Here is a 13,567-nt window from a genome sequence, read left to right on the forward strand (position 1 = left end):
TTAAAATATTTAATATCTGATGCTCTGTAAATCGGCTGCGTTTCATCGTTTCTCCTCCTCTTGCCTATTATGCCGGAGAAACTCTAGTTTTAAATGGTGCTATTTTACGGGAGGGTTACAAATGGGTAAAAAAGAAAAATTGAAGAATAAGCGCCCCATATAAAACAGATAAGGGCGCAAGATTTTATATTAAAAGGGTTTATAATGATAACTCAAATGTAACGCTCACGCTTTGCAATGGATAGCAACTCTTCCCGGAATTTGGGGTGGGCTATGCCAATCAATGCTTTGGTGCGTTGTGCGGTTGTTAACCCCTTTACGTCGACTATGCCGTATTCCGTAACAATATAGTGGGCATCCATCCGTAAATCAGTGGCTGCTTTATTAATGATTGGGACGATGCGCGAAACGGTTCCCTTTTTCGCGGTCGAGCTGAACGCGATAAACGAGCGTCCTCCTTCTGAAGCTAAGGCGCCACGGACAAAGTCATTCTGGCCTCCAACTCCACTATACGTCCTGCCACCAATAAATTCTGCATTTATTTGTCCAAAGAAATCAACCTGGACGGCACTATTGATAGACATAAAGTTTTTGAATTGGGAAATAGTGTTAAAATTGTTTACATAGGAGACAGGGTAAGCTTCAACACTCGCATTGTCATCGATGAAATCATACGTTCTTTTGTCTCCAAGGCAAATAGTATATACGTGTTTACCGCGATTAAGTTTTTTGCATAGCCCAGTTACCACGCCTTGTTCTATGAGATCAACCATTCCGGAACAAAATAATTCGGTATGAATGCCCAGATCTTTATGATGTACCAATGATTCACAAATAGCATTTGGGATGCCGCCTATGCCAAGCTGAATCGTGGCCCCGTCAGGAACCCGCTCAACAATGTATTGTCCTATTTTATTATCTTCTTCTGTATTTGCCCGGGCAGGAATTTCATCGATGGGTTGATCATTTTCCACTAATGCATCAATTTCTGAAATATGCAGACTTGCTTCGCCAAAAACTCTAGGCATGTATTTATTTACTTCAACGATTAGATTCTTACAATGCCTTGCTGCCATGAGACTGTAGGCGTTGGAAATCCCGAGGCTGAAATTGCCACCTTTATCCATTGGTGCCACTGTTAGCATAAAGGTATCTAATGGAATTTTTCCACTTTCAAATAAACGTGGTATTTCTGAAAAATTAGTGGGTAAAACCGACAGTAATTTTTTGTTTTCTTTAAGGCCTGCTTGTAACATTTCTCTATCCAGCTCGCTTAGACCAGACATGGGTACAGGCCGGAATATATCCAATAAATCGGGAGCAAAAATACTGTCGAATGCCGATTTGTAACTGTGTAAGTAATAAACGTGTAACTTGTCTATTTCTCCTTTTCTGCCACGCGCCGCCAGGGCATTTAATAAACTGGGAGGTTGTGAAGGGCCCCAACTTAAAGCAATGTTGCCTTCTTTGGCGATACAGTTGACGGCTTCTTCTGCCCGCATTCGTTTTTGTTTATACATTTCTTCAAACATGCCTGTCTTCCCTGTAGTTCTTGGTGGCTTTTGCAAGAATTCGTTCAGCGCTCCTAAATACGGGCACATCAATCATTTTACCGTTGATTTCACATACTTCACCCTTGGATTGTTTATAAGCGGCTACAATTTGCTGAGCTTTACTTACTTCTTCCGGGCTTGGCGTAAAAACCTCAAGGATGGATTGTATCTGTTCCGGATGAATGCAAAATTTCCCATAGTAACCCAAAGATTTTACTTTTCTGGTTTCATTTAAGAGTTCCGTTTTATCTGTTTGATGCACTTTCAGATAGGGCATGTCAAAGGCAATGATACCTGCCAATGCTGCGGATTTTACAATTTGACTGCGTGCGACAAACAAAGGTTCCCACTCAACATTTACTCCCAAGTCGGCAGCTAAATCGGCTCCTCCAAAGCAAATTGACTTAATATTTGTACTGCTTGTAGCAATTGCATCCGCATTATGAAGACCTAGCGCTGATTCAACGGTAGCAAAGTAGGAGATATTTTTATTTTTAAGAAGCTCATCTAAAATCTTTACCTCATCTGAATATTCAACTTTGGGTAAAATTAATGCATCAGGTTGAATATTATTTTCAAGGATTGCCACGATGTCTTTAATGCCGGCTTGTGTTTTTATGCTGTTGATCCGCAAACAATAATAAAAGTTATTTACGGGTGAAATTTGTTTAAAATATTTAATTACAAGATCTCTTGTGCTGTCTTTCTCTGCGAGGGCAATGGCATCTTCAAGGTCGATTACCACTCCATCAGCGCCTGATTCTTTAGCCTTTTCAAAACGCTGTGGCTCGTTTCCTGGAGTAAATAAGAGGGTGCGCAAAAAAGATATGTCCATTATCTTAGCTCTTGAAAATTCGACATATAGTTATATTAGACTTTCAATAAATACCGTCAAATTATAACTGCGCAGTGTAGGGTAGTTTTGTGTTTTCTATTTATTGCAACTGCTGTTTAGCGTATAGGCAAACAGGCTCTGTTGCTCAAACGGTTGTAGCGCTTGGTATAGTATAGTAAGGCAGTTATTTTGCTAATCAAGTTGTTAAGCATCATGTAAAAAAGTTAGATCTTGGTGAGATTACTTTTCAACCGGAGAACATTGAACCAGCTAGCAGTAAAGACGAAAGAAAACCCTTTTGTAAAAATAAGCAGAAAGAATATGCTCTTTGCTGCTTTCGACCCGCCACTGACATGAATGTGCTGGATGAAGTATCAGTTTATTTATTGGTAGCTGCTATCATTTCTACTTTTTGTCCAGGAAATAACAGAGCATTGGGATTGATTACGACGTTATCGTCTGCAGACAAGCCGGACAGGATTTCTACATTATTGGTACTTTTTATTCTACCGGTCACTACGGCACGAAATTGTATTTCACTATTTTTATCTACTAAAACTACCGAAGATTTTCCGTCGCGTACACTTAAGGCATTTGCAGGAATTAATAAAATATTTTTATTTTCCATGATTTGAATGCTCACTTCACCGCTTAATCCTGCCTGCAATTTATTGTTTTTATTATCCAAAATGAATTCCACTCGCATTGTCCCTGAATCCTCATCGACTTCTTTTGCCAGGCGAAAAAACTTGATTTTAAATGTGCGCCCAGGTAATTCTGCAAAACTTAAATTGGCCACGGCATTCTTCTCAATGGAAAATAACTGAGATTGAGGCACATCAACCACAACTCGCAGTTGATTAGTTCGGATTAATTTGAACATAGGCGTTGCATCTGTTGCATTAATTCGGTCGCCCTTCTCAATATTTCTTTCCGAAATTATCCCATCAAAAGGGGCTCTGATATTGGTATAATCAAATACTTTTCTAAGGCGCATGAGTTGGGCTTTATTTAAATCAAGGGTAGCCAAAGCAACTTGATATTCAGCCTGTTTTTCATCAAAAATTGAGCGTGCTACGGCTCCTGTGGTTACCAGTTTTTGCGCTCTTTGAAATTCTAAATCCGCTAGCTTTACCCTCGCTTCCTGCAATCTAACTTGTGCCTCTGCCTGTTTTATTTGCTCTTCAAGCTCTGGTGAGGATAAACGTGCCAAGAGAGTGCCGCTTTTCACTTGATCACCTATATCAACCAGGCGTTCCTGAACAAAACCATTCGCACGGGCGAAAATTAACGCGGATTCGATCGGATAAATTCTTGCGCTAAAAAGAAATGGTTCAGATAATACGGTGGGTTTGGGATGAATAATCCGTACCTGCATCTTCTTTGAGGTTTGTTCTCCTTCCTGTGCAGACTTGGCGTGGAAATATTGATAAAAAAGAAAAGATGAAAGAATTATAAAAAGAAAAAAAAGGCTTATATTTTGGTAGGTTTTTTTCATCACGTCCTCTGTTAGAACTCCATAAGTTCAGGGTTTTCGGGGCGGTTTTTATTACGAATAAGCCGGCTGAAAAGCCATGGTACAAAGAGTAATGAAGCAAAAGTCCCAAAAGTTAGCCCACCGATTACGGCTCGTGCTAAAGGCGCGTTTTGTTCTCCGCCTTCTCCTATGGCCAGTGCCATGGGAAAAACTCCCATCAACATAGTTAATGCGGTCATCAGCACAGGACGAAGACGTTTTCCTGCTGCAACCCGGGCTGCTTTCATAGCAGAATAGCCAGACAACCACAAATCCCTGGCAAACGTAGTGACCAACACGCTGTTGGCTGTGGAAACCCCAATGACCATAATAAAACCCATCAATGCTTGCACGCTAATGGGTGTCGATGTAGCCAGTAGAAATAGACTGGTGCCGCTAATTGCGACTGGTGCTGCAAAAAGAGCGATTACAGGCATAATCCAAGATTGAAAATTAAATACCATGACCAGATAAATCAAAAGCAATGCCAGGGCAAAGCCTTGAATAAGCTTAGTATAGGCAGTGTGCATGGCTTGCGCCTGACCTACAATATTGATTTGATTGCCGGGTTTTAATTTTTTTCTTAACGCCTCGACGATTAATTCTGTTTTATTATATAGACTTCCTAAATCTATATTTTCTGTATTGATAAGCACGTCATAAACGGGTTGAAGCGTGACTCGGCCAATTGTGGCAGGAACTAGCCTTGGTGTCACTGTCGCAATCGTCCTTAATAAAACATCCTTGCCACTGCTGCTGGAATGTAATTTTAAATTGAGCAGTTTATCAATAGACGTCATTTGGTTTATCGGCGTTTGCGCTTGCACCGTATAAGATATGCCGCTATCGGGATCTGCCCAATAGTTTGGATTCACAGTGCCTGCAGAACCGAGTATTCCCAAAATGGCGCTCATGACTTCCTGGGTGGTCAACCCCAGCTGCAGGGCGCGATCCCTATCAATTGATATAAAATATTCGGGTAAGGTAAGTACTTGTTGGAGCTGGATATCCGTAGCTCCCTGCACACGCTGCATTTTTGCGATGAGTTCTTGTGCTAAAGCATAATTTCCTGCGCTGTCTTTTCCGGAAAAACGCACGTCTAAGGCGCTCGGAGTGCTGCCTGCCAATGTTTGATTGGTTGTGTCGGCTGGCAAAAATAAAAATGAAATTTGTGGGAATTTTGTCTTTAACATTTTCCGTATTGCTGGTTCATAATAATTGATTGATTTATGCCGGGATTGTAGTTGAATTAAGATTTCACCGTCATAGCTGCCAATGCTAAAACTCTCAACCCAGCCCAGATTAACGGGTTCTGGCGTTCCTATGATGTCGACGATGAATTGCAGCTCCTCAGCCGGAATAATCTCCCTGATGCCGCTTTGAATTGCAGCAAAATAACGGGCTGTTTCTTCAATCCGAAGGCCAGGTTCTGTACGTACATACAAACGCATCAGTCCGGCGTCTGTTTTTGGGAAAAAATCTTTCCCTGAGAAAAATATGGCCAATATTCCTGCTCCTAAAACAACTCCTAAAATAAATAGTGGCGCCAAAGAATGGCGGACAAAAAATAAAATTAGATTGCCAATTTTTCTCTGACCTTTAGCTATCAAGTTTTCAACAACAGCATGTGCACGGTAAATGAGATTGACTAAAAACACTTTCGTTTCAACCTTATCACCAGGCAGCAACATGACGGCTAATACCGGAACAATGGTACGCGATAGAAAATAAGAAGCTGCGAGCGCTGTAATAACCACAATGGCCAAAGGCCGGAATATATAGCCAGCAATGCCTGTTAATAAAAAAATTGGCAAAAATACAATACAAGTGGAAAGCGTTGATACAAATTCTGGGAATGCAACCTGTTGGGCGCTGTTTAGAGCTGCTTCCCTTGGCAAAAGGCCAAAAGAGAGATTGCGCTTGATGTTTTCAATTTCAACCAATGCATTATCAACTAAAATACCAATGGCGAGTGCTAATCCTCCCAGACTCATAAGGTTCAAAGTATTGCCGGTTATTTTAAGCGCAATAATTGCTGTTAATAAAGAGAGGGGAATTGAAGTTAAAACAATTAGTGTGGCGCGCCACGATCCTAAAAAAAGCAGCACTATCGTGGCTACCAGAGTGCCTACAATAATCATTTCAGTGCCAACATGGGAAATTGCTGCGCGGATGAAAATGGATTGATCAAAAATAGGCGAAATAGTCAAACCCTCTGGCGCACTTTTTTGAATCTCAGGCAGTTTTTTTAAGACTTGATTAATGATGGATAAAGTTGAAGCATCACCCAGTTTGATCAACGATACAGTGACAGCATTTTGTCCATTCACACGCGCGATATTGGTTTGCAGGGCAGGACCATCGCGTACATCAGCTACATCACGCAATAATAACAAGCGCCCATCGTCAGATTGCAATGGGATGTTATTAAAAGCATCTACGGATGCGAGGCTTGAATCCACCGAAATTTGAATATCGCGTGTAGACTCGCGTATGCTCCCCGAAGGCAGTGTCAAATTTTGCCGGCTGATTGCAGTAATCACATCCGCAGGGGATAAACCATAAGATAGTAGGGATGCGGGCCGTAAATCAATCATCACCTGGCGCGAAGCACCTCCATAGGGTAAGGATAAACGGATCCCTTGGATGGATTGAATCATGCTGCGCAGCTGCAAGCGTGCAAAATCTGACAACTGAGCTTCCGATAAGGTATTTGAAGCAATAACCAATTGCAGAATCGGGGTGCTGGATTGATTGTATTGGATGACCAGAGGCGGTGTAACCCCTGTAGGCATACGCCTTAAAATAGTTTGAGATACACTGGTTACCTGGGTCAGGGCCAAATCGATATCCACTGACGGTTGAAAATCGATGGCAATAATAGCAGCCCCATTCATGGTTTGCGAACGGACTTCTCGGACGTTATCCACATTATTCATAATTGCCAATTCGCTAAAAGAAGTGATTTTAGCCGCCATCTCTTTGGCATTTAGTCCGCTGTAAGTCCAAATAACCTTGACGGCAGGAATATCCACTGTAGGCAATACATCCACAGGTAAAGTATTCAAGCTTAAAAAACCGAGAATAGAAATAAGGAGTGCCAAAGCACCGATTGAGTAAGGTTTGGATAAAGCATAGCGAACTAGCCACATTAAAGAAAAAAATCCCTTTAGATAGAACGATATATACAGCTTAACCTATTTATTCTTAAATTGCAGAACTAAAAAAGCTAGCTAAAGGAGTATGCAAATGGGTGGCAGATAGATAGTTACTAGTGTAGATATTGGGGAAGTATCTTTTAAGCATAATCCGGTTGCAAGGGCAACGAATTATGCTCTTTTAATGCTTATTGATAGCTAAAAGTTCGTTCTTCTAGCAAAGTATCTTCTTTTGATTTTTTATTCATGGCAAACATACCAAAAGGCATTGCTTTTGCATTGGATTGACTGCCAAAATCTCTGGTATCATCCAGCAAAACACTACCGTTGCTATCCATTATGGTTAAATGAATTGATTTGGTTTTTTCACATTCCATGGTGTCTAAAGACACAAATTGTCCGGACATATCACGAACGTATTCTTTGACTTCAATATCAGAATTATCAGAGATTTCAAGGCGAACTGTAAATAATTCGCGGCTCGCTGCCCAGGCTTCCAACTTACCTTGGTCAGATAATGCTTCCATAAAATCTGAAGTATTGGTACTTATTACATTGGAATGAAATGCCTGGCTTACTTCATTTAAAATTTCTGGTTGAGCAGCGCCAAGACTGATAATAAAAAACTTATTTCGAGCTGCAGCTAACTTTAAATTCTTTACTGTTTCAATCTGTTGCTGCAAGGTCTTTTTAAGTTCCGCTTCATTACCCAGTGTATTTTCACCGTCGGTAAATACAATAGTATTATTTTGTTTTCTTGAAGTGAGTAACGGCGCTACTTGATTTATTACCGCTTTAAAAAGGGATGTTCCTCCTGAGGCTTGCATAGCTTTTACATTAAGGCATAAATTATTGTATTGCTCTTTTGAGTATTGGCCCAATTTAACAATTTTATCGTTAAATTGAATGATATTGATGACTGCATTGGGCTGGAAGTTAAATAAAGCCTTAGCAAAGCTCATCACGCTAGTCTTTAATACTTCCAATCGATTTCCATGCATGCTTTCACTGATATCCAACACAAAATGATATTCCGGTGGGGTAAGGGCATTTGGAATTAAGAAATAAGGTGTTACTGCAATTTTATCTTCATTTATTTTTCTCTCTGCATAAAAAATTTGTTTATTTTTAAATAAGTCTGAATGCATAAATAAATGAGATGATGGCCCTTCTATTAAAATTAATTCTTCTTTATGCTGATTTAAGAATTCTTTAATATTGAATTTTATTTTGCCAGAGTCAACGCTTATGTATTTATATTCCAGTGTTTCAAATAAATCAGCATAAACCGGTTCCGGTAAATTAATTTCAAAATATTCTTTTTCCTTATTTAAGTTATATTGCAGACTTGCTTTCAACAGGTTAAAAATGGCTAAACAGGATTGTTTATTTATTTCATGAGTGAGCAAGTTCTTACCGGATGCTTGCTTAATTTCGTTTTCAATTAATTCGGCAAGTGTGACTTGTTTTACATTATATTTAACCATGTTAACTTGTAATAAATTTTGCATATCCACAGTTAATTTTTTGATATTTTTGGTTGTGCACAAGATGACGCGCTCGTCCTGACAAACAACGTCGACACCATTCAAATCAAGGTTCATCGCTTGCAATAATTGTTGCATATTTTCTGAGCGCAGTTGATTATTCACAAGATTCTTCATCAAGTTCTCCATTTTATTTTTATTAAAAGAAAGCAGATTGAGGCGCTATAATACATGGGAGCAAAGGAAGTGTCGAATAAAATTAAGACAACAAGTGTATTTTTATGTCTTTTTATTGACATGGAATGAAGGTAGCTGCAGCTAACAGTTTACTGGTGTAGACTATTGTTAACAGCGCTTGGCAGGGGCATTGCGCCATCCTCCACCTAACGCTTTATAAAGTGCAACGTACCCATTGAGCTGATCTCTTTTAATTTCTACCAGTTCCATTTGGGCTTCAAGTAAATCTCTTTGCGTCAGTAATATTTCCAGATAATCGACTCGTGCCGCCTTAAATAGCATATTTGCAATTTCTACTGATTCCATAAGGGCTTTTACTTGTTGCAAGCGCAATTCGTAGGTTTTATTCAAATTATTAATTGTGGCAAGTTGGTTGGTTACTTCTTTATAGGCAGTTAGCAGGGTTAGGTTATAGTTATAAAGGGTTTGAATCTGCTTATTATTAGCTGAAAAATACGCAGCTTTTATTGCTTGTCGGTTAAGAAGAGGAGCGCTTATATTGGCTGCGATATTATAAAATACAGATTCCGGGGTCATTAAAAAATAGTTGCCTGAAAATGCTTCGTATCCTGTCGCTGCATCTATTCCTAAAGAAGGAAAAAAACGCGCTCTTGCGACTTTTATATCGATTTTACTCGCTGTCAGTTCAAGCATGGAACGTTTTACATCAGGACGGTTTTCAAGCAGCTTGAAAGGGACGCCTGTTTTGAATTGCATAGGCGTAAGCTTATCCAATTGCTTTGCACTTCGCGGTATTTTTTGTGGAAACCGTCCAATTAATGCATTTAATTTATTTTCATGAAGAGCGATTTCCTGTTTTATTCTGTAAACTCTGCCTTGATTTTTAAAAACTTCCGCCTCAAACCGTTTCACTGCAAGAGAAGTGGCTCTGGCAGAATTTTTTTGAATATTTGCTACTTCCTGAGCGCGTTTTAATGTGTGAATAAACCGCGTTATAATGTGTAACTGCTTATCGAGTGCTATGAGTTCATAATAGGTACTGGCAATTTCGGCAACCAAGTGCGTCACCATGAATTTCCTAGCTTCGATCGAAGCCAGATAATGGTAATAAGTTGAGCGCGTTGCATTGCGAAGTTTTTTCCAAATATCTATTTCCCATGTAGTAAAAAAGCCAGCCTGGTGATTATGCAAAACCCCTGGGACGGTTGGAACAGGCAGGAATTCGGTAGCGGCATCGCTTGCTCCCTCGCTAGTAAACTCCCCGAATTTTTCCACTTGGTAGCTAAAGCCTGCGCTTAGTTTGGGAAAATATTCTCCCTGACGAGCCATAATTTTATTATTAGCAATTTGTATTTCCTGTTCTAAAATTTTTAATTCCTGATTATGCTTTAAAGCAGTTTTTATCAGCTCATTTAACTCTTTATCAGCAAAAAAACTCTGCCAGCTCTCATCAGCTGTGCTGCTGTTATGGCTTTTTTGTATGGATGAGCTGCCATGAGGAGATTGCCTCCCGTATTCAGGATAGGCTTTAGGCACAGTAAGCAATGGATTTCTTGCCTGATTTCCCGGCAGTGGGGGGACACAAGCTTGTAGCAAATAAAGACACATAAGAGACATTAAAAATTTTTTTTGTTGCATCACAATGTCTTGCTCACATTAAAGTCTTCGCGCCGCTCAGTTAATGGCCGCTCCGATTCATCTCGAAGGAGTTTCTTATTTTCAGCAATTGAGCCGAAAATATAATAAAGCCCAGGAATAATCAGTACGCCAAACAGCGTGCCGAATAACATTCCTCCTAGTGCAGAGGCACCAATTGTACGGTTTGAAATAGCGCCTGCTCCGCTTGCTGTAACAAGAGGAATTAAACCAGCCATAAAGGCGAAAGAAGTCATCAAAATAGGTCTGAAACGGACTTTTGCTCCTGCAATGGCTGCATCGAGCACGGACATTCCTTGAGCTTGTTTTTGCCTGGCAAACTCCACAATTAAAACAGCATTTTTACCCAAGAGGGCAATCAACATGATAAGGCCTACTTGGGCATAAACATCATTGGCAACCCCCATTGCTTTCAACATAAAAAACGAACCCATGATCCCGGGGGGTAAAGAAAACAAGACTGCGAGCGGGATAATGAAGCTTTCATATTGTGCAGATAAAATGAGATAAACAAATAAAATAACCGTTAAAAAAATATAAATTGCTTCATTTCCGCGCGATACCTCATCATATGAAAGCTCTTCCCAGGCAATACCATATCCTTTGGGTAATATTTGTTCGGCTACTTCTTGCACTGCTTGTATGGCGTCCCCTGTGGTATAGCCAGCTGCGGGTTTGGCACGAATAACCGATGAGTTATACAAGTTAAAACGGGTGATTTCATTGGGGCCTTGGGTTTTTTTCAACTTCATAAAAGCGGAATAGGGGACCATTTCATCGCGATTATTTTTTATGTAAAATTTCAAAACATCGGAAGGTAAGTCTCGAAATTCTGGCAAAGATTGTACATATACTTTAAAAAACTGCCCAAAAAGGATAAATCCTTGTTCGTAGGTACTGCCAATTAATATGTTTAAATTTTCCATGGCTTTGCCTATGGAAACATTTTTTTGCATGGCTTTTTTTATATCCAGCTCAATATTGTATTGCGGGTAATTTGCGGCATAAAAAGTAATTAAGCCGGCCAATTCTTTCCGTTTGCTTAAATGATTTATGAATTCAGTGTTTAATTCATCAAATTTGTGATAATCCGTCTGGTTGGTTTTGTCCAAAAGCCTGAAAGAAATCCCTCCGGCTGCACCGTAACCTGGAACTGCTGGAGGCTCAAAATATTCAATGATGGCGCCTAACTCTTTGGATTTTTCTTCCAACTCTTCAATAATTTCATGCACTGATTTATGGCGTTTGCTCCAATGATCCAAATTAATAAAACACGTACCAGCATTAGAGCCTCTGCCTTCAGTCAATATCTCAAATCCGGCTAATGATGAGACGGATTCAACACCTTTTACCTCTTTAGCCATTTTTTGCAGTTTTTGAGCTACAGCAAATGTTTTTTCCAGTGTTGAGCCGGGCGGGGTACGGATAATGGCATAAATCATGGCTTGATCTTCATTTGGGATAAACCCGGAGGGGATATAGTTAATAATGAAAAAAATACCGGCGCTAAATAGAGCCAGGGTTGCCCATGTGAACAGTTTGCGGTGAATAATTACTTTTAAAAATTCGAGGTAGTAATTGGAAATTTTTTCAAATCCCTGATTGAATCGCTCAAGAAAATAAGCTACTGGCATTTTTCGCTGCGGCTCATGATGTGAGTGTTTTTTCAGAATCATGGCACAAAGGACAGGGGTCAGGGTTAAAGCGACTAAACCGGATAGGACAATGGCGGAAGCCATGGTAATAGAGAATTGTTTTAATACAACTCCAACAGGCCCAGTCATAAAGGCAATGGGCACAAAAACCGCTGTCATTAAGAAGGTGATGGCAATTACGGCGCCGCTGATTTCTCTTAGTACTTTTTTTACTGCATCATAGGGAGACAGCGATTCATTGGCCAACTTAGCATGGACTGCTTCAACCACTACGATCGCATCATCTACTACGATGCCAATAGCAAGTACCATTGCAAATAAAGTGATGAGATTGATGGTCAATCCACTGTGTTGTATAAAAATAAAAGCGCCTATTAAAGAAACGGGTACAGCAAGAACTGGGATAAGAGTCGAACGCCAATCACCAAGAAAAATAAACACAACGAGTGTCACGAGCACAAATGCTTCTAAAATGGTATGCAATACTTTTTCAATAGAAGCTTCCAGAAAATTCGAGACATCATAGCTGATCTTGTAACTCATGCCATCCGGAAAGTTGGCGCTTAGCTCTTTGAGTTTTTCCTTTATTTCCGCGATGACTTCATTGGCATTGCTATTAAATGTTTGTTTAAGGAGTATGGCGGCGGATGGATAACCATCTACTGTGGAATAAATATCATAAAATTCGCTGTCGAGTTCAACTTTGGCGATATTTTTCAGATAGAGCGTTTCACCTTCAGGATTAGCCCGAATAATTATATTTTCATATTCCCCTGGCTTATCAAACCTCCCTTCATAAGAGAGCACGTACTCAAGCGATTGCGCCTTTTTCCCTGAGCTTCTGCCGATTTGGCCGGGCCGGCCAATGATGCTTTGCTCACTGATTGCTTTCATGACTTCTTCCGTGGAGATATTATAAGCACGCATCCTGTCAGGATTTAACCAGATCCGCATGGCATAATTACGGTTTCCTAAAATCCTGGCTTGTCCTATCCCTTTTATTCTTTTCAGTTCAGGCAAAATGTTAACTCTCGCATAATTGAAGAGAAATTTTTCTTCATCCTCTTTATTTGTGCTGTAAAGATTTACATACATCAACATGCTGGGTTGAACTGGTTGAATAATGATGCCTTCACGACGCACTAATGGGGGCAGTTGGTTGATTGCCTGATCGACACTGGTTTTTACTCTTACCATGGCATCGTTTGGATCAGTATCCAAGTCAAAAATGATTTGAATGGTGGCTTCACCAGCGCTGGTTGCATCTGAAATCATGTAGCGCATCCCCAGCACTCCATTTAAGGCTTGTTCCAGAGGAATTAATGTCGTGCGTATTAGCACGTCAGCACTGGCTCCAGGATAGGCTAAAGCCACAATGATCCTGGGAGGCGCTATTTGCGGGAACTGCGTGACTGGCAATGCTCTTATCGATAGAAAACCTAAAAATACGATTAATAGAGAGATTACGATGGCAAGAACTGGTCTTCGAATGATACGCTTGAACATCAT

7 protein-coding genes are annotated in these 13,567 nt (G+C 40.2%); all 7 read right to left on the reverse strand.

What is annotated here, in order from left to right; all coding sequences use genetic code 11:
• Positions 1-212: 212 nt before the first annotated feature.
• The 7 genes from ELY11_RS09595 to ELY11_RS09625 all read right to left on the reverse strand — a co-directional run bounded on the left by ELY11_RS09595 (position 213) and on the right by ELY11_RS09625 (position 13,567).
• The gene (locus ELY11_RS09595; protein ID WP_158615002.1) at positions 213-1,532 is read right to left on the reverse strand and encodes an acetyl-CoA hydrolase/transferase family protein; all 1,320 of its coding nucleotides are present in this window, start codon (positions 1,530-1,532) and stop codon (positions 213-215) included.
• A complete protein-coding gene (locus tag ELY11_RS09600) occupies positions 1,525-2,388 on the reverse strand; it encodes an HpcH/HpaI aldolase/citrate lyase family protein (RefSeq protein WP_126954844.1) in 864 nt (287 codons plus the stop codon). The genes ELY11_RS09595 and ELY11_RS09600 overlap by 8 nt, the downstream gene beginning before the upstream one ends.
• A 379-nt stretch (positions 2,389-2,767) precedes the next feature.
• On the reverse strand, positions 2,768-3,886 hold the full coding sequence (locus ELY11_RS09605) for an efflux RND transporter periplasmic adaptor subunit (RefSeq protein WP_126954843.1): 1,119 nt from the start codon (positions 3,884-3,886) through the stop codon (positions 2,768-2,770).
• 11 nt (positions 3,887-3,897) lie between these two features.
• On the reverse strand, positions 3,898-7,056 hold the full coding sequence (locus tag ELY11_RS09610; RefSeq protein ID WP_127033272.1) for an efflux RND transporter permease subunit: 3,159 nt from the start codon (positions 7,054-7,056) through the stop codon (positions 3,898-3,900).
• A 194-nt stretch (positions 7,057-7,250) separates the two neighbouring features.
• A complete protein-coding gene (locus tag ELY11_RS09615; RefSeq protein ID WP_158615190.1) occupies positions 7,251-8,573 on the reverse strand; it encodes a VWA domain-containing protein in 1,323 nt (440 codons plus the stop codon).
• Positions 8,574-8,894: 321 nt separating this feature from the next.
• A complete protein-coding gene (locus ELY11_RS09620; protein WP_233579800.1) occupies positions 8,895-10,385 on the reverse strand; it encodes an efflux transporter outer membrane subunit in 1,491 nt (496 codons plus the stop codon).
• Positions 10,385-13,567: an efflux RND transporter permease subunit gene (locus tag ELY11_RS09625; protein ID WP_199741529.1), complete on the reverse strand. Its 3,183-nt coding sequence runs from the start codon at positions 13,565-13,567 to the stop codon at positions 10,385-10,387. Before ELY11_RS09625 ends, ELY11_RS09620 begins: the two co-directional genes overlap by 1 nt.

Source organism: Legionella septentrionalis, from assembly GCF_003989745.1.
GTDB lineage: Bacteria > Pseudomonadota > Gammaproteobacteria > Legionellales > Legionellaceae > Legionella_A > Legionella_A septentrionalis.